This is a genomic window from Helicobacter saguini (assembly GCF_000762875.2).
Lineage (GTDB): Bacteria > Campylobacterota > Campylobacteria > Campylobacterales > Helicobacteraceae > Helicobacter_A > Helicobacter_A saguini.
Genome location: NZ_JRMP02000009.1, coordinates 39,643 through 62,876, shown reverse-complemented (window position 1 = coordinate 62,876; position 23,234 = coordinate 39,643). Strand labels below are relative to the sequence as shown.

The following is a 23,234-nucleotide window of genomic DNA, read 5'->3' as shown; positions in this document are numbered from 1 at the left end:
TAAAGGTTTTTACTTATAAACATTGCACAATAAACGTTATAAAATTCACACTTAAATGATAAAATTGCAATGTAAATTTTAAGGTTGTGTAATGAAAATTTTGCGTTATATTCTCATTTTATCTTGTATTTTGAGCATGATTTTAAGTCCTTTATGTGCTGATGACAAAATGGTAAAAAAGGAAAATATTAAAGAATTTGCTAAAAAAGATTCTAAAAATCCTAATGATTCTAAGGCAAAAGTTATAGAATCTAAAACTCAAGATTCTAAAAACGTGACTATAGAATCTAAAGATTCTGGTGTGAAAAATCTCGCCTACAGCATACAAGTCGGCAGTTTTAAGGACATAAAAAACGCTGGGAATTTGGCGGATTATTTGAATAAAAAGGGGCTTGATGCGTTTTTTTTCAAAGAAAATGATATGTATAAAGTGCGTTTTGGCAATTTTTTAAACGAAGCACAGGCGCGAGAGAGTGCGGCAAAACTGCAGGCACAGCGACTAATTGATGATTTTTTCTTAATCACGCCGCAAAGTTATGCGATAAATTCACTAAAAAAGAGTTTAGATTCTAAAGATTCTAAAACTACTAATAATCCTAATATTTCTAAGCCAAAAGTTACAGAATCTAAAACTACAAGTGCGAAAAAAGACGCCGATAATATCACCAAAAATGTCCGCGATAGCCTTGTAAAACACGCGCACAGCTATCTTGGCGTGCCTTATAAATGGGGCGGGGAGAGCAGCAGCGGCTTTGATTGCAGTGGGCTTGTGCGCGCGGTGTATCGGCTAAATGGCTTAGATTTGCCACGCCGCTCAATTGAGCAGTTTAACACGGGGAAATTTGTGCCAAAAAAGGACATTCAAGTGGGCGATTTAGTCTTTTTCACAAATAATGGCAAGGGCGTAAATCATGTGGGAATCTACATCGGCAATGGCAAATTTATCCACGCACCAGGTCGCGGCAAGTTTGTTAAAATCGATAATTTGCATAGCTCATATTGGGTCAAAAATTACAAAGGTTCAAGGCGATATTTATAGAATCTAATTTCAAAGGACAATTATGCAGGACTTAATAAAAAAAGAAAATCTATTGTATGAAGGGAAAGGCAAGCGGCTTTACAAGGTTACGCAAGATTCTATGAAAGCAATAGAATCTAAATTGCAAGATTCTAAAAATAATTCTAAAAATATAGAATCTAGTGCGAATGATTCTAATAAAGCTATAGAATCTAGCCTAAAAATTAATCCGCAAGATGTTGTTTTGGCGTATTTTAAAGATGATTTGACCGCGTTTAATGCACAGAAAAAAAGTAGCGAAAGTGGCAAGGGCGCGTTAAATTGCCAGATTTCAACGCAAATTTTCAATTTACTTGAAAGCAAGGGTGTAAAAACACATCACATTGCGACTTTAGATTCTAATATTATGTTATGTTCAAAAGTGGAAATTATTCCCATTGAAGTGGTCGTGCGAAATATCGCGACAGGCAGCCTAACTAAGCGGCTTGGGATAAAAGAAGGGCTAGTCATAAAGGATACGCCGTTGCATTCGCCACTTGTGGAGTTTTACTACAAAGATGATAGTTTGGGCGACCCGATAATCACGCACTCGCATTGTCTTATGATGGGCATTGCAAGTAGCAAAGAGTTAGAAATATTGAAACTTTCTGCGTTAAAAGTTAATGAAATTTTGCGTGAATATTTTGATAAAGCTGGGCTAAATTTGATTGATTTTAAGCTCGAATTTGGTCGCTCTTTGAGTGCGTTTAGCGGTAATTCGTGCAAGAATAGTCATTATAAGGGCGAGATTTTACTAGCCGATGAGATTAGCCCTGATAGCTGTCGTTTGTGGGATAAAAAGACAAATAAAAAAATGGATAAGGACATTTTCCGCCAAAATCTAGGCAATGTTGTTAGCGCGTATAAAGAGGTTTTAGAGCGACTAAAAACTAATTGATACATTAATTATAAAAACAATCAAACCTGTGAGTAGATGTCATATATTCTCACATTGCACTTATATTCTAAAAATTCTAATTTTTGAATAGTAAAATTATTAAATATAGAAACTATAGAAATATCTAACATTAATTACAAAAGTCCCAGTTGTTATGTTGGATTTTATCTTAATGCTTGTTTGTTGGAGTTTTTAGGGTAAATGAAGTATTTTTTAATATTACAAATTGTGACGTTTTGGAGTTGGGGGTGGAATCTAAAAGTTATAGATTCTATAATTTTTTAGCTAAAAAACATGAATATTTTTGCTAAGAGTTATCACAAATATTAAATAGTGTATTAGATTCTATAAACATTGTTTTGGCAAGGTGTAGTTGAGCGGTTTGTTTTTGTTTTATATTTGAAATGTTTGAAGTATTATTTAGCGTGTTAAGGGCGAAGTTTAGGCGAGTTTTTTGCATATTAATATTAGATTCTATAGAATCTTTAATATTTTGCGAGAGATTATGCAGGATTTGTGAATATTTATCTTTGATAATTTTTATTGATTCTATATATTTTTTATTAATAAATTTTCTCATAGAAATGCTGCGAGTGTGATTATCTACTATGTTTAGAATCTTAGCACATTCTTTATTATTGAGACTAATTTCACTACTAATAAATTTAGTAATATGTCCTTGTAAATGCGTGTGAATCTCACTTTTTAAACGTTTTAGTTTGCTTGTATTAATATGATTATTTAGAGATTCTATAACTATATTTATTTGTGTTTGAAACATATTAATTAGGCTATTTTCTAACTCTTTTGCCCCTTGTATTTCTTTATTTTTGTATTCGTTTAATATATTATTTATATCACTTATTTCTATTAATTTGGCGGTTTTTACATCTATGGGCTTAGATTCTATGACTTTATTCTCAATCTCTATTACATTTTGTTTATGCTTTTTATTATCGCTAAAAAATGTTTCTTTTATCGTATCAAATGTCGCTTTCACGCCCTTTATTATCTTTGGTATTAAAGGCAGGGCAGCAGCAGCGGTGGATAATATTTTTAAAAATGGAAATGCCATGTTAATCCTTTGCTATATTTTTGGTATTTAAAAGTATATTTTCATATACAAAAATATCTTTTGATAGTTCTAACTGCTTTATTTTTTTGCTTTGTATATCACTATTGTTAGTAAAATCATTTAAGATTTTTTGATTGTTTGTATATGATGATTTTTTATTATCTAAATGTAGTTTTATTTTTTCTTTTATAGAATCTATGCTGTGTTGTAAATTATTATTCAGTTTGTTTATTGTTCTTTGAAAGATTCTATCAGGCTTAAAATTAATATTTATTTCGTTTGGTAAATCATTTTTTATATTTTCTAATTCTTTTTTATAATTACTTTCTATTTGAGATAAATCTATATCATTATTAAGATTTTTGATATGATTTATTAGTTTATTATGTGTTTGTTTATAAGATTCTATTATAGGCGTAATTTTATTTATTGCTTGATTTTTGAGTTGAAGTCTTTTTGTTATTTCTTCTATACTTGGTTTTGATTGTTTTTTATATTTTTTGTTAAGATAATCTTTTAATGGTTTAGTAGCATTATCAACAATATTTTCTATTTTTTTTATAGAATCTTCATCTAAGATTCTATCATCTCTTGTATATGGTGGTTTAGAATCTACAAAACGTATTTCTTTGATTACTTGTTGTGGGCGTTTTTTACCGCCTAAAATATTTTTCAAAAATTTCATATTTAAATTTAGTTAATGCCGCAGTCTCTGGCTCTACTTTCATACTTGCATAGTTTTGCTTTAGCATTGCATTTATTAGAGTGCTTTTCCCGGCTTTTATAAGACCTACAAAGGCAATTTGAAATGTATTATCTCTTTGTAAAAATTTAGTAATTTCATTAATATGATAATTAATCATTTCATTCTCTTGAAGTTTGTTTTTATAAATTTCTAAAAGTTTTTTAATTTTTGCAAATTTACTAAATTCATTATCTAAACTTGGCAAGGGCGAAGCAAAAGTAATATTTTTTATAGAATCTTGCGTATATCTCGCATATTCCTTGCACTCTTTTTGCATATTTTCTAGCAAATTTATATCATACTCTTTGCTATTATCTTTGCTAATAATACTCCCACATTCTTTGCAAAATACCGATACGCTATCATTATTACACTTGCAAGATTCATAAATTGCACTCATTTTATTTCCTTTTTTAAATAAATAGATTCTATGATACAAAAAAAAAGCTTTGTCAAGGGTTTTTATGAAATTCATAGATTTTTTGAAAAAATGTAACTAAATGAAACAATACTTTTATGTTACAAATTGTGACGTTTGGGGTTTTGGGGTTGGGATTTGAAAGTTATAGATTCTATAATTTTTTAGCTAAAAAATACAGCGGTGTGTAAAAATGTAACGCTATTTTAGCAAAAATTGTCATAAATGATAAAAAAACATCAAATTAGTGAAAAATCATTGATTTAAATGCAAATTCTTACTACTATTGAAATACTTAAAAAGGAAAATTTTAGAATCTAGATTCTATAAATTACAACAAATTTACTAAGGAAAAAATATGCAAACTTTGCAACTAAAAGAGCAAAATCTAGATTCTAATATCGAGCATACCGCTGGTGTGGCAATCGGTGGAAATAATCAAAGTGGAAATCTAGGCAGTGGAAATAGTGGAAACCTAAATCACGGCGGATTGAGTGGTGGAAGTGGCGGCTTTAATAATAGAAATGGCGGCTTTAACGATAGAAATGGTGGAAATGGAAACAACGGAAACTTTAATGGAAATAGCGGAAACTACGAAGATTCTAACGCTCAAAATCAAACGCAAAATCTCACAAAATCACAGCGCATTCGCTCCATTCTAGCGGCTAGTTCTGGCAATTTTGTCGAGTGGTTTGACTTTTATATTTATGTGAGTTTGGCGGCGTATATGTCGCATCATTTTACTAACACAAGCGATGATATTTTAGGGCTAATTGTGACCTTTGGAATCTTTGCTGTGGGCTTTTTTATGCGACCTATCGGCAGCCTTATTTTTGGCACTTTGGGGGATAAAATCGGTCGGCAAAAGGCGATGATTTATGCGATTATTTTGATGAGTTGTGGGAATTTTATGATTGCGGCTATTCCTAGCAGGGAGAGTATCGGTGTTTGGGCGCCGATTTTGCTAACTTTAGCGCGAATGATTCAGGGCTTGTCAGTTGGCGGTGAGGGCGGACTTGTGGCGACTTATATTAGTGAAATGGCTACAAAAGGTAACAGGGGCTTTTTCTCATCGTTTCAATATGTAACATTAATCGCTGCGCAATTTGCCGCACTCCTTTGCGTTTGGCTCGCGGTAGAATATTTTGGCGAAGCGGTAATGAAAGATTACGCGTGGCGATATTTGTTTGCTTTGGCTGGAATCTTGGCACTTGGCTCACTATTTTTACGCGCAAAAATGCATGAGAGTGCAAAAGAGCTGCATAAAAAAGATGAGCAAAAAGGCTCGCTAAAAGCCCTTTGGCAATATCGCAAATACTGCCTTTTGGTCTTTGGACTAACTGCGGCAGGCTCGATGTGCTACTATAATTTTACGACTTATATGAATACTTTTTTGGCGAAATCGGCGAACTTTTCTAGCGAAGATGCAAGGATGATTGCCCTTTGTAGCTTGGGCTTTGCGATGTGTTTGCAGCCTTTTATGGGGATGCTAGGCGACAAAATCGGTGTGCGAAAAATGCTTGGAATCTTTTCAGTGCTAGGCTTTTTAAGCGTGTATCCGCTTATGAGTGCGATTATTGCCTGTGGTCCAAATGGTGCGATTAATAGTGGTTTTATGGCGTTTATTTTTATCGCTGTGGGTGTGGTGATTTCTGGCTTTTATACGAGTATCGCGGGTATTGCAAAGGCGACTTTGTTTCCTGAAAAGGTGCGAGCGCTTGGCACGGGGCTGCCTTATGCTATGGCAGTAGCGATGTTTGGCGGGACGGTGCCTTCAGTTGCGTTATGGTTTAAATCTGGCGGACCTTATGGTAGCGAGGTAGTCGATGGGCAAACACAGATTCTAACGCTTGGGCTTAGTGAGCAAGGCTACTTTATTTATATGATGTTTTTTTTATTTTGCTGTGTGTTAGTGGCGATTAATATACCAAAGGAGACAGAGTTAGAAAAACAAAATGACGTGTGAAGATTCGTCTTCCGGTTGGATTTTATCCATATAAAAGGGTGGTGGGTGAGCTTTAGGCTTACTTTCATAGAATCTAGATTCTATAATTTCTAAGATTCTATATTCCATAATTTTTTAGCATTTAAATTTTGGAATCTATAACGATTTCAAACTTTAGATTCTAAAGATTCTAACTTTTGGTTTGTAATGCAAAATCCAACCGAAAGACGAATCTTTAAAATAGAATCTAAAAGCAAATTTCACAAGGGCAAAAGGAGTAAGATATGTCAAAGATAGTCGAAACAAAGGAATTTAGTGCGATTCCATCGCAGGTTTCAAGTAGATTAGTGGAAGTGACTTTCAACAAAAAGGTGATTAAGGATTTTCTCAAAGAAATGGAGCAGTATCCCGTTCAGGCGTTGGAATACAAGTCATTTTTGCGATTTCGTGCAGCACAGATTCTAAATAATCTTTGCAATGGCGAGCTGCAGGGCTTTTTGCAACGCACTTTAAGCAATAGAGAGCAAGGCGCACTTTTGATTAACCCAGAGGGCATAAATAGCGTTGAGCAAGGCGATGATATGGTAAAAATCGCTACTGCGTTTGTGCATCTTGTCGGGCGTTCAAACTTCGATGATATGACGGGCAAATTTTATGCGCGCTGGGCGGTGGTAAATACCGATAATAGCGATAGCTATCTGCGACAACCACAAAAGCCACTTGAGCTTCACAACGATGGTACGTATGTAAATCAGGTCACTGATTATGTGCTAATGTATAAGATTGACGAGCAGAATATGAAGGGCGGTGACAGCCAACTTTTGCACCTTGATGAGTGGGAGGATTTGGATAAGTTTTATAATCATCACCTTGCAAAACGCGTGATGAAATGGTCAGCCCCGCCAAGTAAAAATGTGAAAGAAGATGCGTATCACCCGGTATTTGAGACAGATTGTGATGGGCGTCCTGTGATGCTTTATATCGACCAGTTTGCCCAGCCAAAAGACTTTGAGGAGGGGACATATCTAGCTGATATGGGCGACTCGCTAGAAAATAGTAAGAATAAGCTAAGTTTCCCCGTGCCAGTGGGACAATTTTTGCTAATAAATAACCTATTTTGGCTACATGGACGAGACAAATTCGAGCGACACGAAAAACTTCGCCGCGAGCTAATGCGACAGCGTGGCTACTTTTCATTTTGCTCAAATCCATTTAAGCCATACCACACGCTTGGCAAAGGGAAATAGAATCTTAGATTTAGTCATTGCAGGCGTAAGCAAATCAATCCATGAAAATAGATTGCTACAAGAATTCTTTACAATTTTCTAGCAATGACACAAATTAATAGAATCTAGATTCTAAGTTATACCAAATACAACAAACAAACTCTAAGATTTTAGAATCTAGATTCTATATTTACTCAAAATACCTCATAATGCTATATCCGCCATCTTGCAAATATTTATCTTTTTGCATTAGTTTTATATCGCTTTGCATCATATCTTTGACTAATGCGTGCAAGTCGTATTTTGGCTTCCAGCCGAGTTTCTCTTTAGCTTTGCTAGGGTCGCCAAGTAGTAAATCCACCTCCGTTGGGCGGAAATATCGCTTATCCACCGCCACGACCTCACGCCCCTTTTCTAGCTTGTAGTCGCCCTTACAAGCGACCACCACGCCCACTTCATCTACACCCTTGCCCTTAAACTCGATTTCAATCCCAAGCTGCTCAAAACTAAGCCGCACAAACTCGCGCACCTCCGTTGTCACACCTGTCGCAATGACAAAATCCTCCGCCTTTTCCTGCTGCAAAATAAGATACATCGCCTCCACATAATCCTTCGCATGTCCCCAGTCGCGTTTGGCTGACAAGTTGCCAAGATATAGCTTATCTTGCAGTCCAAGCGCGATTTTACTCACCCCACGCGTGATTTTACGCGTCACAAATGTCTCGCCGCGAATGGGACTTTCGTGGTTAAACAAAATGCCATTACTCGCAAAAATGCCGTAAGCCTCGCGATAATTCACCGTAATCCAGTAGGCATAAAGCTTTGCCACAGCGTAGGGCGAGCGCGGATAAAAGGGCGTTTTCTCATTTTGCGGGACAGCCTGCACCAAGCCATAAAGCTCACTCGTGCTTGCCTGATAAATTTTGCTTTTCTTTTCAAGCCCTAAGATTCTAATCGCCTCCAAAAGCCGCAGAGTGCCGATGCCATCGGCGTTTGCGGTGTATTCAGGCGTCTCAAAGCTCACATGCACGTGGCTCATCGCAGCTAGGTTATACACCTCATCGGGACGAACTTCCTGCATAATGCGGATAAGGTTTGTGGAGTCGGTCAAATCGCCGTAATGCAGGCGAAAACGCACATTTTTACTATGCGGGTCTTGATAGAGATGGTCGATTCTATCGGTATTAAATAGCGAACTTCGCCGCTTAATGCCATGCACAAGATAGCCCTTATTTAGCAAAAACTCGGCTAAATACGCCCCATCCTGCCCTGTGATACCTGTAATCAACGCTACTTTATTTTTTTTATTAGTTTTAGTATTGCTCATTTCCACGCCCTTTATTAGATTCTATAGAATCTAAATTTTAGCTTAAAAATGTGAAATAAAGGCTAGATTATTAAACATAAATAAACATTAAAATTAAAATATTTTGCTTAAAAAATGTTGTAAAAAGTTAAAATTGCAATTTATAAATAATGAGTAGAAAATATGATAATAGATTCTAAAATACAAATCTTAGAATCTATTTTAGATTCTAAAAGAATCTAAGTTATATAAAGTAGAATCTATTTTATCTCCGCTTTAGCTCCGGCTTCCTCTAGCTTTTTCTTAAAGGCTTCCGCATCTGCTTTGCTTACGCCTTCTTTAAGTGTATTAGGCGTTTTTTCAGTGGCATCTTTTGCCTCTTTTAAGCCAAGACCTGTGATTTCACGCACGGCTTTAATAACATTAATTTTGTTCGCACCCGCATCAAGTAAAATCACATCAAACTCAGTCTTCTCTTCAGCCGCAGGAGCAGCCCCGCCGCCACCAGCCCCAGCCACAACGGTTGGTGCAGCCGAAACACCGAATTTTTCCTCAAAAGCTTTCACAAGCTCGCTTAACTCTAGCACCGACAAATTGCCGATGTATTCCAACACTTCTTCTTTAGTAATAGCCATATTATGCTCCTTCTTTTTGTTTTCTCAAATTGTCCATACCTGTCACAAAATACCTTGCTGGCGCGCTCCAGACAGAAAGCAACATACCGATAAGCTCCTCTTTGCTTGGCAGCTTAGAAATCGCTATGATGTGCTTACTATCGACAATCTCGCCATCAAAATACCCAAACTTAACCTTAAAATGCTCGGCGTTTGCTTCCGCAAATTTGCACACAACTTTTGATAGCGAAATCTGCTCATCAGCCCAAATATACACATTCGTATCTTTAAGCTCGCTCGCCTTATAGCCCGCATTTTTTAGCGCGATATTTGCTAGTTTATTCTTAATCACTTGCACTTTTATGCCACTTTTTTTAGAATCTCGTCTCAAAGATTCCAAACTTTTCACATTCAAGCCCTTGTAATCGCAAATAATCATAGCGCCCGCATTTTTAAAACTTTCACTCAAGTTATTCACTAAGCTAATTTTGTCCTGCTTTGTCATATATCCTCCTTTCAGACTTTATGACTTATACGGGGTTAGAAAATATAGAATCTATATCATAAAAAGTTATGAAATATAGAATCTAGTATCTAGTTTAAACTTTTAGATTCTATAACTTTTGCTTTATTAAGGCTTTTGCTTTTAAGGTTTCTTAAAACATCTTTAAAAACTTGTGCACTTTATAAAGGCAAATCACAAAATCCAAAAATCCCAGTAGTCTCTAGTCCCAAGATAAAATTCACTTTTTGCAATTCACAAAAAAAGATGTAATTATAGAATAAAATTTGTGAAATTACGCAAAAAATTGCAAAGTTAGATTCTAAAAAGTTAAATTTTTTTTAAAGCACTTACTTGCAATCCTTTACATCATATAAGAAATATTTTTTGTATAATTTAGATTCTATAATTTAGAATCTTAAATGCTTTTCAAGGAAATAAAATGTTTAAAAAGTTAGCTTTTTTATTACTTTTTATCTTTTTAGTGATAACTCAAGCAATTTTAAATGCAACAGATTCTAACGACATCACAGAATATAAAGAATTTTTATATAAAGGAAGTTGCGAAATTCATAACTTAGATAATGAAATTTGCAAATTTATAAAGCTAATTTATAGCTTTGAAGTGCTAGATTCTATATACGTGGCTACAATTCTTAGCAAAATCGCTCCTAATCAGCCCCAACCAGAAAATTACGCTTATAAGTGCGTTAGAGACGATTTAATGCAAAAAATTTGCAAAAGTTTGGAGACTTTGAGCGATGAAAATATCGAGTATATCTTGCGTCTAAGGCTTATGTATAGGGATGTTTATACAGGGCAAACATATGGCGTTTTTTCAACGGAGAATATTATTTTCTTGCGTAATGAATGCGCCCAAAATTAAACACTTTTACACAAGATTTGCAAAATAGATTCTATAATTGCATTTATCATAAATGCAGGACTCCATAAATATAGTCATTTTTTATATTGTAAAATTCTTTAAACGCATAGTAGTTAGAAAGTGCGAGTGATGCTAGTTTGTTAGGCTTTTTATTTTTAAGATTTAAGACTTTTTGCGTGTGGTCGCTGCCTTTACCACTTGGAATCTCAGTATCCACACTATTTGCAAAAGAAAAAAACTCCACGCCAAAACTCTGCATTATCTCATTTTGCGAATTGATAAAATACTTCTCGCTTTTCAAAAACTCACTCTCATTTTGATAAAATGTATCAATATAATATTTTTCTTTCTTACGTGGGATTTTCACACCAAAATCTTTTTCAAACTCATTGATATAGAATTTTTTTGCTAAATCGCCATTATATAGTTTAGAAAATATTTGTAGAACATGATGAATTGCTTTTGTGTGCCATCTTTTGCATAAGAGTTTAGCGCGTCTATAAAGGTAAGATTATTTTCTGCAAAGTCTTTTATGGTTAGGAGAATGCGGATTTACGAGAAGTTAGATTCTATGTTTTTCTTAGAATCTTTAGAATCTTGGATATTTTTAGATTCTATAACTTTATTAGAATCTTGCAAAGTAGATTCCATAATTTTGAATATTTTTTAGAATCTATCTTATAATTCACTTAAAATCTCATAAACCAAAGGCTTATAATCACGCAAACTAACCACTTATAAAAGTAAATTTTATAGAATTGAATTTTATACTATAGAAAATAGTTATTGGAATCTAAAAAATAGATTTTTTTAATAATTAATAAGTTCTAATTTTCAGAATCTTTTTGCTTTTTAGCTCTAGATTCTATAATTATGGGAGTGCCTTGAAAGTTGAAGGTTTGGCGAAGAGTGTTTGTTAGATAGCGTTTGTAGCTAAAGTGCAGGGCGTCTGGCTTATTCATAATAAGGGCGATTTGCGGCGGCTTTGTGGCAAACTGCGTAGCGTAATAAATGCGGATAATCTTGCCATGCTGGCTTGGAAGCGGGTGCTTTTTTTGGGCAGATTCTATGATTTCATTGAGCTTTGCAGTGGGAATGCGGCGCGAAAAGTTACCAAAAATCTCAATAATTTTGTCCTTTAGCTCGTTAATGTGTCGATTCGTAACACTTGAAAGGGTGAGCGTTGGCGCGTATTCAAGGAATTTAAAGCGACGTTTGTAGCTCTCCATAATCGCCTTAAAATCGGCTCTGTGGATGTCCCACTTGTTTAAAACCACGATAATGCCGAGATTGTGCGTGCTAGCAATGGCGGAGATGTGGCTATCAAGGGCGCAAAAATCCTCGCTACTATCAAGCACCAAAATGGCGATGTCACACAGGCTCAAAATCCGTTGCGTGCGGTCTAGGGCGAACTTCTCCAAACCATCAATCTTGCCACGTCGTCGCAAACCCGCTGTATCAATAAATTTTAACGTGTGATTTTTATACTCGATACTCTCGCTCACTGGGTCGATTGTCGTGCCTGCGATATTTGAAACAAGGGAGCGATTTTGGGAGACAAGGGCGTTTAGAATGCTGCTTTTACCGACATTTGGGCGACCGATAATGCCGATGCTTATGATGTTGTTGTTTTTTTTATCGTTTGTGGAATCTTCGTTTTGATTAGAATGTTCGCTATTTTCATTAGAATTTTGCGTTGTGGATTCTATAAATTCCACTACATTATTAGAATCATCAAAATAATCTATAAAATCTAACTTTTTTGGTTGTAAAGTTATAGATTCTGTAAGTTTGTTTTGCTTTATTAAAGATTCTATTAGATTTTCTAACTCGCTTAAAAGTTTAGTAATACCGCGATTATGGCTTACAGAAATAGGGATAAATGGCGTGCCAAAGCTAAGAAAATCGCTTAAATCAAAGCCCTTTTTATCACTATCAATCTTATTTATGGCTAGAATCACAGGGCGTTTTTTGCTAAGGGCGCGAAAAATATTTATGTCATTTTCACTTGGAATCTCATTTCCATCAAGCAGGTAAATCACAATATCACAAGATTCTATCACATTCATTGAGTGGGCTGAAATGCTTTGCCGCAGGGTATTTGCGATTAGCTCTTGGCTTTTTTTATTGCTTAGGTTTGGGTTAGATTCTATTTTAGATTCTATGTTTTTTTTAGAATCTTTAAAGGTTTTGCAGACGCTAGATTCTATATTTTTATTAGAATATTTTGAATTTTTTTGCGTAGAAATTATATCAATCTTAGAATCTAAGTTAGCTTTTTTAGAACTTTTAGAATCTAAAACTTGCATTTTTTTTAACTGCTTTAGATTTAACTCTAAGCCGCCTGTATCAATTAGTGTAATATCAAATTTATTTAGATGGATATTTTGCTTATTTATATCGCGTGTGCTGCCGCTAAGGCTGGAAGTAATGGCAATGTTTTTTTTTATTAATCGATTAAAAAGGGAGCTTTTGCCGACATTTGGGCGACCCATAATTGCGACTTTTGCAATAATATTAAAGGTATCATTATTTAGATTTTCATCATTCAAAACATCGCTATTATCGATACTAGAAGTTTTTTTCTTAGAATCTTTTTTGTTAGAATTTTTAACAAAATCGCCAGAATCTTTACGTTTAATCTTGCGTTCAAAATCTTTTTTGTTTAAGTTTAAAAGTGTAGTTTTTGTTTTATAAGAATTTTTCGCCATAATAATAAAAGTTTGCCAAAATGATAAAAGTTATAAAAAGTGTAAGTTAAGCTAAGTAAAACTTAGCAATTTAGATACTATAAAATCTTAGAATCTAACACCCAAAGTCACAGCGATTCTATGCACATTTAGCTGCTTTCCATCCAAAAATGGCTGCTGCCAAGACGCATCAATACCAGCCGTCATCGGTATCACAGGGATTTTAATCGCCAAACCATAGTTTAACGCCCATGTATCGCTAAGATTGCTATTCACAAACTGCGAATAACCCATCCCAACATACGGCGTCAAAATGCCGAAATTCACACCCAAAAGTAGCCCATATTGCAGGTTATTATCGCGTTTTGACTCGCCTGTCACAATGGATTGAAACGCAGTGTTAAGCTTCACACCCGCAGTATTTTCATACTTTATAAATGGCGCAAGTCGCAGTTTGCTAACCTTAAACCAACCACGCGCATACCCACCAATCGTAAAATTCGTGTCGTTATTAAATTTCCAACCTTTTACAACATTGAAATCAGTACCCAAACTCATACCAAAATCGACATCAAACAAAGGCAGTGCATTACCCACACCCACACCTAACGCAATCGCTAGGACACTTGCTTTTATTTTTTTCATCTTAAATCCTTTCAAATTGATTTAAACTAAATATCGGCTGTTATTATAACAAATAAAGTTAATGAAATGTAAAATATCTTAATTTTTTCTAAAAAGATAGTATATTATGTTTTTAGAATCATTACTAATTTTAGAATTTTTATCGCTTTTAGATTCTATATTTTCTAACTTTTCGTCTTCGCAAGGTTTGCAAAAATTTTGCCAAAAATTATCCAAAATATCAACTTTCACTAACTCAAAATCTTGCAGTAAAATCTTAGAATCTTTGCTATTTTTGCTATTAGAATCTAGTTTAGATTCTAAAAAATTTGGTGCGATATAGCCCAAAATTGCGTCTATTTTTTTTATTTTTTTAGCCTTATTTGTAGAATCTTTATTGTTAGATTCTAAGTATTCATTTAAAAGTGTCGCCAAAAAATTAAACCCCCCTTCAATAATGCCAAATCCCACATTTGGAATCTTCTCAATACTATCAATAATACTAACTTCTCTATCCTTAATATTATAAGATTCAATACTTTTAATATTTTTACTAAAAATATAAATTTTTGGTAATTTCTGTGCTAAATCGCCATTATTTTTATAAGGATAACAAGCAAAACGCGTATCAAGCAGTGGGTTATCATTTCTCAAAGTTTCTCCGCTAATAATTATGAAATCCGCAACACTTCGCATATTATGACTATAAATTTTAGAATCTAAATTGCTAATAATTCCACTTTTATAATCACCATTTAAACGATGTGCGATTTTAAAGAGTAAAAAGCCCTTATTTTTTTGATATTGCGTAAATGGATAGATTAGATTCTCCGCATTCATCGCACTTATATTTTTTTTAATTTCAATATTTTTTAAGGTTTCAAAGCCACCAGACGCCTTAAAATTATCATCTTTAATGCCTACACACAAAGACTTTATTTTTATTTTTTTAAGCAATTTAGAGCAAGGCGGCGTTTTGCCAAAATGATTGCACGGCTCTAAAGTTACATACATCTTGCATTTTTTAAAAATATTGTTATGAAATTTTGATATGAATTTATGTATATCTTGCGAATTTTCTAACTTTTCTAAATAATTTATTAGCTTATTTAGAATCTGCTTTTTAGATTCTATTTTCTTTAAATGTTTAGTTTCCCCTGCCACTTCAATGCTAGATTTCACATTAGAATCTATTTTAGAATCTACGCCAAATCCTTGCTTTTTTCCAGCTGTATCTTTAGACTTCACGCTAGATTCTAAAGAGCTAGATTCTAAAGAATTAGATTCTAAGGATTCCAAAGATTCCACATTACGAAAACTTTTTGGCAATTTAGATTCTATATAATATTGCCCTTTTTGTAATAAAAAGCCCTTTTTTATTCCATATTTTATAATACTTTTTAGAATCTTATTTCTATTTTTTAAAAAATATAAAAAGGCTTGTTTTAACGCCAAAACTTCCGCATGTGCCGCTCCAGCCTTAATATGCGCACTCAAAGAAATAATCTCCCCATCACACACCACACACGCCCCAACCGCAGGATTAGGCAGTGTTAGCCCCTGAAACTTCCACGCATAATCAATCACAATATCCATAAAAATCTTATCACTATTCATAACTTTCCTTTAATAAAATTATAGATTCTATAACTCTTTAATATATTCATCTTTCATATTTTTTGGCACATTTTTTAGTGTTGGAATTTTCAAAACCTGATATTTTTTGCTAGATTCTAAGAATTTTAACGTAATTATATCGCCGATTTTTACTTCTTTTGAGCTTTTTGAAATAATGTTATTAACCAGCACGACATTGCTTTCGCACATATCTTGCGCTATTGCCCGTCTTTTTGTGATATTTGTCGCGTTTAAAAATTTATCTAATCTCATTCTTTTTCCTTTTTTAAATCTAAAATATTCGTGTCTAAAACACCCAAAAGCAAGTTTGTAGGGCTTTTTAACTCGCTTGCGTTTTGCAGGGCATTGTCATAAATTTTAGCAAAATTTTGGCAAATTTTTTCATAATCGCTATGGTTAAATGTCGGTGTGAGCGCATTTGTAAAGGTTAGAATAAAGGGAGTAAAAATAATTTTAGAATCTAAAATGTAACCTAAGGCAGATTTTTGCTCCTTAATATCAAAAAATGTGTTAGTCTCAAAAATATTGTTAGTTTTTAAAGCATTATTACTATCTAAAATAGCCTTACTATCGATATTTTTCCTTAGTTCATTTTTAGATGTAAGGAAGTTTTTAGATGTAACAGAAGTTTTAGATGTAATAGAAGTTTTAGAAGTAACAAGATTTTTAGCACTAATATCTAAATCATTACTAAGTTTAGAATCTAGCCTATAATCAATACACAAAGCATTCTCAACTACGCATTTACAGCCATTTTTTAGCATATTTTCTATCATTTCAAGGCTAATTTTTACACTAAAATCATTTAAAAAAAACGCAAAGGCTGGAATGTTAAAAATCTCTAATTTATCCTTGCTATACTCGCATTTATGCAGCCTTGCATAAGTCTTTAAAAAATTTTCTTTTTCAAAAAAAAGGCGATTTGTATCACCGATAATTTGCAAGAGTGAGAGAATATCTAGCCCATTTTCTTCATAAATAAAGCCCTTAGAATCACTAATTGCGACCACTTTAGCGCGCAGTATTTGCAGGGCTTTTAGCGTATGCAAACTATTCTCATTAATACCAACTATAACGCAAAATTTCCCTTCAAACACAGCATTTCGGCTCTCAAGCAAGCTTTGAATCTGCTTAACACTTGCAAAATTTTTCATTTTTCTAAGCTTTTTACTATTCATTAAAGTTTTAGATTCTATATCTTTTTTAGTAGTAATATTATTATTTATAGAATATTTGATATTAGATTCTATAATATTTTCTTGCTTTAAAACTAAGTGATATTTTTTTTCCAAAAACTTATGATTTTTAGAATCTAATTTGCTTTTACAAAAAATAATTGCAATATTATTATGCCCAAAAAATCGCATACTTAACGCAATAGAAATTATAATATCTTGCAAAGATTCTATAAAAAAATTAGTATTTTTAGAATCTTTGTTGCCGAAATTAGAATCTGCAAAAAAATTAGATTCTATAATCTCATTAAAACTATCATAAAAAAGCTCTAAAATTACAAACTTTTCATTATTATTCTTAGCAAAAATATATATATCAAAATGCTTTGTCTCTAACTTTTTAGTTAAAAAATTATTAGATTCAGTATTTTTTTTCTTAGAATCTAAGCTGCTAGAATCTAACTCAAAAAACCTATCAAAATGCCCAAAATTAGATTCTATGTGAGAAAGTAGCCCTAACTTTTTCAACCTAAAATAATGTTTTTTGAAATAATTATAATAAAAATCTAACATATTTTCCATAAAAAATCTAACCAAAAATTCTAAAATTTATAACTATAACCCACATAAAAATTATAATCCGCCACAATCCCATCCGCACTCAAATCAAAGCTCTGCGTAGGCAGAAACCGCGTGCCTAGCTCGATTCTATGCTTATAAAGCACCACAGCGGACAAGCCCCCTTGCACCATCACATTACCCGTTAGCAATAACGAGGGCGGACCATTCACCCCAGAGCCCGTAATCAAGGGCTTTTCAGTATCCACATAAAGCAGCCCACCAGCGCCAATCCCCATAAAAAAACCAAGCGTATTTTTGTAACTTTTATCGATAAAAAAATCAATCAAAATGTCGAGCCCAAGGCTAATCATAAGGAAATTTCCCTTGTGATTTTCCCGCTGTTTGCTAAAGGGCGAAAGCGTATCGCTTGTAAAATCAAAGGCAAAATACCCGCGAATGCCGATGTAGTCGTCAAGATAGCTAACCACACCACTGCGAATGCCAGCGCCAAAACTCAAGCCCTGCACGCTATCTTGCGCAGAAATCATACGCGTAAGCGGTATCGCATTAATCGAAAGCATCACATACACGCCATTTCGCTTGATTTGTGCTTGTTTTAACGCGGAAATTTGCGTCTGCGTTTTTGGCACTTTTGTAATCGTTTTTCGCTCAATATCGACATTTGTTTGCACCTGTGCGGCACTTTGCACCTTTAATAGCCCATCACTTTCGCTATTGCCAAAATCAGTCAAGTCATTTGCATAAATAGATTCTAAAAAGATTAAAAATGCGATGATAAAAACTAATAAATTAGCCTTAAAAGTTCTAGATTCCATAACTTTCCTACTTAGAATCTAGCGGAATTTCCAGCTATTTTTAAGCTCATTTAGTGCGTTCATATCAAGCTCAACGCAAAGCATCCCTTCATTTTCATCCAAGCTATCAAGTATATCTTGCCCAAACGCCACAAAACTATGCCCATAAAAATCCCACTCATAGCCATCATTTGCCACGATTTTACCGATACGATTCGCCCTAAAAACATAGCAAGAGTTTGTAAAAGAATGCGTATTTAAAAGGTGCTCCCACCGCTCATTTGAGCTAAAAGTGCTAGCGGTAGGGACAAGCACGACATCAATTTTAGCCTTTTTAAACTCCATCCAAAACTCATCAAAATGCGCTTCAAATCCAAACAAAACGCCGAATCTAAAGCCATTTGCCATAAAAGTAAGCGGCAGTTTTGGCAGTTTGCTAATATCATTTGCAAAAAAGCTCGCTTCATTCCAATGCTCGTATTGAATAAGCCGCTGCTGCGTGTATGTGTGGCTTTTCCCACCGCTTAAAAGTAGCATATTTTTGTAGTAGCCCTTAAATTTCCCCTGCTCTTTATACTCGATGCAAGGGGCAATAATTGTATGTTTATAAGCCTTAGAAATATCAAGTAGCAAGTCAATCTTTTTTTTATTTTTTAATTTAGATTCTATATTTTTTAAATTTTCTTTTTTAGAATCTGCGGTATTTTCCACGCTAGAATTAATATTAGATTCCATATTAGAATCTTGCTTGTTAGACCTAGTTTTTTTTATTTTTTTAGAATCTTTTATAGAATCTGCCACGCTAGATTCTATATTTTTAAATTCCACATTCAAATCTTCCCATTCCTGCGAAAAAAATGGGTCTATCACATACTCGCCAAGCAATATGATACTGCCCTTATTTAGCGACTTTGCGTAAGTTCTTATGCGACTTTCATCGCTTAAATCCTGCAGCTGCAAAATCGCCACATTGTTGCTAAACTCGCGTATTTCCAAATCTTTCACCATTTTTCTTTCATTTAGATTCCAAAATTAATAAATCTATACGTAAGGATTATAGCGAGCTACACGCGTCACCATCGCGAAGTTTGCAGCCGCGTTCAAAAAAGATTTTACTATGATTTTCACGCGTATTAGAATCTAGCCACGTATCGCTAAAAGGCTGCTCATAAATGCTACCCAAAAGATAGCAGCTTGAGCCGATATTTTCATTACATTGTGTGTCTAGAATCCTTATTGCCTTCTCATTCAAAGCCGCCGCAGTATCGTAGTCATCTTGTGCGACAAAATCGCGCGCCAAGCGATAGCACCCCCAGCCATCATTTAGGTCACAGCCCATCTCATACAAATTTGCCTCGCTATAATCAGTCTCAACCTTGCCTTGTGACTGCATAATGCCTAGATATGTGCAGGACTCGCCAACTAGCGCACTTGGCGGCTCATCGTAGTTAAAGCAGCTTTTTTGCAGCACATCCGCTGCGCGCGCATAGTCCGCGTCCTTGTTTGTTTGAAACGCATAATACCAGCACGCCTTGCCGATGCCCAAATCACAGGCTTGTTTTTTTAGCTCGGCTGCCTTTTCATAATAGCCATCGACTTCTTCGGCGTAGCTTGCCTTTGATAGTAGCTCATAGCCCTGTTTTATATTAGAATCATACTGATGTTCTTTCATGCTTTCTATTCCATTTCCACCAAAATTATTGTCATTTATACCTACTAAATTTCCATTACCACTTACAAACGCACCATATAACAGCAGAGATTTAATTGTCACTAACATATTTTTCCTTTCAAAATTAAAATAGCATTATTTTATCTTAAAGATTCTAATTTTTTATATTTCAAGTATTAAATTTGATGATTTTATAATCTTAATTATAAAATACATATTTTAGAGTTTTCAATAAAATATTAGTAATTTTAATTTAACTTTATCGTTATAATATAAGTATGGAATATAGCATTTAATTGAATTTTATTCTTTTTATAGAATCTATTTTAAATCTAAAAGGTGTGGGAATGTTTGTAGATAGCGTGAAAATTAATATTAAAGCTGGTGATGGGGGTGCTGGGGCGGTGAGTTTCCGCCGTGAAAAGTTTGTGATACAAGGCGGTCCTGATGGTGGCGATGGTGGAAATGGCGGCGATATAATCTTTATCGCGGATAAGAATACTTCGACTTTGGCGGGATTTCGTGGGAATAAGAATTATTTTGCAAGTAATGGCGCAAGTGGTGAAGGGAAAAATAAAAGTGGTAAAAAGGGTGCTGATTTGCAGGTCAAAGTGCCGCCCGGGACGCAAATAATCAATGATAGCACGGGGGAGATTCTATGTGATTTGACACTTGATGGGCAAAGTGTGCGACTTCTTAAAGGTGGGAAGGGCGGCTTAGGCAATGCGCGCTTTAAAAACGCGACAAATCAACGCCCAACTTATGCTCAAAAGGGCATTTCTGGCACTCAAATGCAGGTGAGTTTGGAGCTAAAAATGATAGCTGATGTCGCGCTCGTTGGCTTTTCAAATGCGGGCAAAAGTTCGCTAATTAGCACGATTACAAACTCGCGTCCAAAGGTCGCAAACTACGAGTTTAGCACGCTTATCCCTAATCTTGGCGTGGTGGATATTAGCCTTTTGGAGTCCTTTGTGGTGGCGGATATTCCGGGTCTTATTGCTGGGGCAAGTGATGGAAAGGGGCTTGGGTTGCAGTTTTTGCGGCATATTGAAAGGACAAAGATTTTGTTATTTATGCTTGATATTAGTCGCGAGGGCAATTCGTCGTCTCGCACGCAATCTTCGCGGGAGCTTGATTCTCGCTTCGTCGATGAACGTTTAAGTTCTATCTCCTTGCTCGAATCTTCGCAACCCACGAATCTTGCGCACGATACTCGAATTGCCACACATAAAATTGATTCCATTGAATCTAAGTCGCAAGATTCTAAGGATTCTAATAGTATAGAATCTAATTTGCACGCACAATTTAACGTATTAATGAATGAAATAAAAAAATACTCCCCCGCTCTAGCCGATAAACCTTACGCCATTGCGATTACAAAAAGCGATTTAGATTCTAAAAATATAGAATCTTTTGGCTCGTTTGCACTGAAAGATACCTTGAAAACAGCGGACACACCGATATTTATAAGCGATGAATTAAAGGAATTTATGGAGTTTGGGAAAAGGATAGAATCTAAAACGCCACTTTTTATAATCCCTATTTCAAGTATTTCTCACACAAATCTAAACGCCCTAAAATCGCTACTAAATGAAAGCCTAAAAGCCCTAGATTCTAAAAACGATTAACTTTTGTAATATTGTAATTTTCTTGTCATTTTGCAGTTATAATTTCGATTGTGGAGCATCGTAATTCCTTTATGGGTTGTGCTCCATAAAGGGAAATCGCTCCGCCGAAAGGAGAAGCGACAATGTTAAAATACGTCGTAATTATACTATTACTTTGTATAATTTTTGTAAATTTTATGTATTAATTTGCATAAATTTATAAAATTATCTTAGTAATAGCTTAAGTGGGCTTGTAATTTTAAGGCTAAATTAAGCCAAAAGATTGCAAGTTCCTTTATACAATGTATTTTACTCCTTTTATAATTCTAACAAAATTTTAAAAATCCACAAAATATAGAATCTATTTAAATTTGTAATAGATTCCAAATCGCCAAATATACTAAAAAATGACTTTAATTTTTGAGATATATGTTTTGTGGTTTTATAGTTTTAGATATTTCTAGTAACTTTTTTATGTCATCTCTTATTACATTTTCCACATCTTTTAAAGTGTAGTTAAATAATTTTAAATTTCTTGTTTTTTCAAAAGTTTCCTTTACGTCAGTGCCTACTCTAAGGGATATTGCTTTATATAAACTAGAATTATCAAAAATAGGAATATGAGAGCATATCATTCGCTGGACTTTAGACAGCATTAGAGAATAATGATACTCCCACCACATAACTTTTTCTTCCATACTAAATCTATTATCACTTAAATTATTAGATATTTCATAAGCCATTTTATATATATCATCATATGATTCTCCATTAAGATTTTTTATTTCCCATTCTCCTTTGAGCCCTGTTATATAACCATCTACTGATTCTATCCAACTATAAGCATTAGGATTCATACAAACATATTTGTAGTCTTGTAATTTAATATTGCTAAATGCAGTATCAAAATAATTTTTGTTTTTGTTGGATAAATCAGCAGCACTAGATAATATCTTTACATATTTATTATTTTCGGCTTTTTGTTTATTTTCGTATAAATATACTGATACTAAATATGCAGGTGCTTCATTTAGTTGTGGCAAGTGTTCGCCTTCATAGCCCATAACTTCATATATGTCCTCGATTGTATATTTCGCCTTTAGTCTAGCAACATCATCTACCTTAATCAAGGGGTTATTAACTATTTTTGCAAGCCTATTGACTATCTCGCTCACATTGTCTGTCTTTGGATTTATGATAATATCCTCTGCTTTATTTGAAGTGATATTATAAATATCCCTTGCTACAGCCGTAACTATTAGCGTAAATAACGCTACCATTGTCAAAAAAATCCTTAACATACTTTATCCTTTGTGTTAAAATTGTCTTAAAAAAGACTGATAGTAATATTCTTGCAAAAAAAAAAAAATCAATATTAAATCTAAAATTTTAAAAAAAATTAAGAATGATGTATATATTTGTAACGTTTGCGTAAAAACATAAAACTAAATTCGTATTTTTATAACTTTTGTAATATTGTAATTTTCTTGTAATTTTGTAGTTATAATTTTGATTGTGGAGCATCGTAATTCCTTTATGGATTTAACGGCTCCATAAAGGGAAATCGCTTCACCGAAAGGAGAACGATTATATGAAATACTTTGTAATTATACTATTACTTTGTATAATTTTCATTAATTTTATGTATTAAAATGCATAAATTTATAAAATTATCTTAATAATAGCTTAAGTGGGCTTGTAATTTTAAGGCTAAATTAAGCCAAAAAGATTGCAAGTTCCTTTATACAATGTATTTTACTCCTTTTTTAAAACAAGATTC

At 34.0% G+C, this 23,234-nt stretch carries 23 protein-coding genes; 6 read left to right on the top strand and 17 right to left on the bottom strand.

All coding sequences use genetic code 11. The features are described from left to right. Positions 1–91 precede the first annotated feature (91 nt). Both LS64_RS06810 and purC read left to right on the top strand, forming a co-directional pair. Positions 92–1,039 (top strand): NlpC/P60 family protein, encoded by a 948-nt coding sequence (locus LS64_RS06810; RefSeq protein ID WP_052062718.1) that lies wholly within the window; start codon positions 92–94, stop codon positions 1,037–1,039. Positions 1,040–1,061: 22 nt separating this feature from the next. Next, the gene (gene purC, locus LS64_RS06805; RefSeq protein ID WP_237416228.1) at positions 1,062–1,955 is read left to right on the top strand and encodes a phosphoribosylaminoimidazolesuccinocarboxamide synthase; all 894 of its coding nucleotides are present in this window, start codon (positions 1,062–1,064) and stop codon (positions 1,953–1,955) included. 307 nt (positions 1,956–2,262) lie between these two features. Here the strand turns inward: purC and LS64_RS06800 are convergent, their stop codons facing one another. Genes LS64_RS06800 through LS64_RS06790 form a run of 3 tightly spaced genes read right to left on the bottom strand, consistent with a single transcriptional unit; the run spans position 2,263 to position 4,175 of the window. Further along, positions 2,263–3,030, bottom strand: coding sequence for a hypothetical protein (locus LS64_RS06800; protein WP_034573853.1), 768 nt, complete (start codon positions 3,028–3,030; stop codon positions 2,263–2,265). A 1-nt stretch (position 3,031) separates the two neighbouring features. After that, a complete protein-coding gene (locus LS64_RS06795; protein WP_138127289.1) occupies positions 3,032–3,706 on the bottom strand; it encodes a hypothetical protein in 675 nt (224 codons plus the stop codon). Beyond that, positions 3,684–4,175 carry a dynamin family protein gene (locus LS64_RS06790; protein ID WP_034573848.1) on the bottom strand — a complete coding sequence of 164 codons (492 nt, stop codon included), beginning with the start codon at positions 4,173–4,175 and terminating at the stop codon, positions 3,684–3,686. Before LS64_RS06790 ends, LS64_RS06795 begins: the two co-directional genes overlap by 23 nt. Positions 4,176–4,551: 376 nt before the next feature. On the opposite strand from LS64_RS06790, the gene LS64_RS06785 reads away from it, so the two are divergent. Then, a complete protein-coding gene (locus LS64_RS06785) occupies positions 4,552–6,159 on the top strand; it encodes an MFS transporter (protein ID WP_052062717.1) in 1,608 nt (535 codons plus the stop codon). Here LS64_RS06785 and LS64_RS13620 read toward each other — a convergent pair. Next, positions 6,136–6,267, bottom strand: coding sequence for a hypothetical protein (locus LS64_RS13620; RefSeq protein ID WP_272916623.1), 132 nt, complete (start codon positions 6,265–6,267; stop codon positions 6,136–6,138). The two genes, LS64_RS06785 and LS64_RS13620, sit on opposite strands and share 24 nt — an antisense overlap. Positions 6,268–6,422: 155 nt before the next feature. Here LS64_RS13620 and glaH point away from each other — a divergent pair, with 155 nt between their 5' ends. Continuing rightward, entirely contained in the window at positions 6,423–7,385 is a 963-nt protein-coding gene (gene glaH, locus LS64_RS06780) for a glutarate dioxygenase GlaH (RefSeq protein ID WP_034573845.1), read from the top strand. 169 nt (positions 7,386–7,554) lie between these two features. Here glaH and gmd read toward each other — a convergent pair whose 3' ends face one another. The 3 genes from gmd to rplJ form a co-directional block, all read right to left on the bottom strand. Beyond that, the gene (gene gmd, locus LS64_RS06775; RefSeq protein ID WP_034573842.1) at positions 7,555–8,691 is read right to left on the bottom strand and encodes a GDP-mannose 4,6-dehydratase; all 1,137 of its coding nucleotides are present in this window, start codon (positions 8,689–8,691) and stop codon (positions 7,555–7,557) included. Between the two features lie 239 nt (positions 8,692–8,930). Then, positions 8,931–9,305, bottom strand: coding sequence for a 50S ribosomal protein L7/L12 (gene rplL / locus LS64_RS06770; protein WP_034573840.1), 375 nt, complete (start codon positions 9,303–9,305; stop codon positions 8,931–8,933). Position 9,306: 1 nt separating this feature from the next. Beyond that, complete coding sequence (gene rplJ / locus LS64_RS06765; protein WP_034573837.1) at positions 9,307–9,789, bottom strand: 50S ribosomal protein L10; 483 nt, start codon at positions 9,787–9,789, stop codon at positions 9,307–9,309. 439 nt (positions 9,790–10,228) lie between these two features. Here rplJ and LS64_RS06760 point away from each other — a divergent pair, with 439 nt between their 5' ends. Continuing rightward, on the top strand, positions 10,229–10,672 hold the full coding sequence (locus LS64_RS06760; protein WP_034573835.1) for a hypothetical protein: 444 nt from the start codon (positions 10,229–10,231) through the stop codon (positions 10,670–10,672). Between the two features lie 46 nt (positions 10,673–10,718). Here LS64_RS06760 and LS64_RS06755 read toward each other — a convergent pair whose 3' ends face one another. From LS64_RS06755 to LS64_RS06715, 9 genes are all read right to left on the bottom strand, one after another. Continuing rightward, positions 10,719–11,039: a hypothetical protein gene (locus tag LS64_RS06755; RefSeq protein WP_034573833.1), complete on the bottom strand. Its 321-nt coding sequence runs from the start codon at positions 11,037–11,039 to the stop codon at positions 10,719–10,721. A gap of 460 nt (positions 11,040–11,499) precedes the next feature. Next, the gene (gene der, locus LS64_RS06750) at positions 11,500–13,383 is read right to left on the bottom strand and encodes a ribosome biogenesis GTPase Der (protein WP_052062716.1); all 1,884 of its coding nucleotides are present in this window, start codon (positions 13,381–13,383) and stop codon (positions 11,500–11,502) included. 87 nt (positions 13,384–13,470) lie between these two features. Next, the gene (locus LS64_RS06745; protein WP_118949136.1) at positions 13,471–14,007 is read right to left on the bottom strand and encodes a hypothetical protein; all 537 of its coding nucleotides are present in this window, start codon (positions 14,005–14,007) and stop codon (positions 13,471–13,473) included. A gap of 78 nt (positions 14,008–14,085) precedes the next feature. Then, positions 14,086–15,603, bottom strand: coding sequence for a bifunctional diaminohydroxyphosphoribosylaminopyrimidine deaminase/5-amino-6-(5-phosphoribosylamino)uracil reductase RibD (ribD, locus tag LS64_RS06740; protein ID WP_052062460.1), 1,518 nt, complete (start codon positions 15,601–15,603; stop codon positions 14,086–14,088). A gap of 27 nt (positions 15,604–15,630) precedes the next feature. Then, a complete protein-coding gene (locus LS64_RS06735; RefSeq protein ID WP_034571607.1) occupies positions 15,631–15,876 on the bottom strand; it encodes an RNA-binding S4 domain-containing protein in 246 nt (81 codons plus the stop codon). Further along, entirely contained in the window at positions 15,873–17,372 is a 1,500-nt protein-coding gene (locus LS64_RS06730) for a hypothetical protein (protein WP_034571609.1), read from the bottom strand. The genes LS64_RS06735 and LS64_RS06730 overlap by 4 nt, the downstream gene beginning before the upstream one ends. 29 nt (positions 17,373–17,401) lie before the next feature. Then, the gene (locus LS64_RS06725; protein ID WP_034571612.1) at positions 17,402–18,196 is read right to left on the bottom strand and encodes an outer membrane beta-barrel protein; all 795 of its coding nucleotides are present in this window, start codon (positions 18,194–18,196) and stop codon (positions 17,402–17,404) included. Positions 18,197–18,214: 18 nt separating this feature from the next. Beyond that, positions 18,215–19,183 (bottom strand): carbon-nitrogen hydrolase family protein, encoded by a 969-nt coding sequence (locus tag LS64_RS06720; RefSeq protein ID WP_064773713.1) that lies wholly within the window; start codon positions 19,181–19,183, stop codon positions 18,215–18,217. Positions 19,184–19,229: 46 nt separating this feature from the next. After that, positions 19,230–19,955, bottom strand: a complete 726-nt coding sequence (locus tag LS64_RS06715) for an SEL1-like repeat protein (protein WP_034571615.1) — start codon at positions 19,953–19,955, stop codon at positions 19,230–19,232. Between the two features lie 239 nt (positions 19,956–20,194). Between LS64_RS06715 and obgE the strand changes: the two genes are divergently transcribed. Further along, complete coding sequence (gene obgE / locus LS64_RS06710; RefSeq protein WP_034571618.1) at positions 20,195–21,475, top strand: GTPase ObgE; 1,281 nt, start codon at positions 20,195–20,197, stop codon at positions 21,473–21,475. 392 nt (positions 21,476–21,867) lie between these two features. Here obgE and LS64_RS06705 read toward each other — a convergent pair whose 3' ends face one another. Next, the gene (locus tag LS64_RS06705; protein ID WP_138127287.1) at positions 21,868–22,740 is read right to left on the bottom strand and encodes a hypothetical protein; all 873 of its coding nucleotides are present in this window, start codon (positions 22,738–22,740) and stop codon (positions 21,868–21,870) included. Positions 22,741–23,234 lie beyond the last annotated feature (494 nt).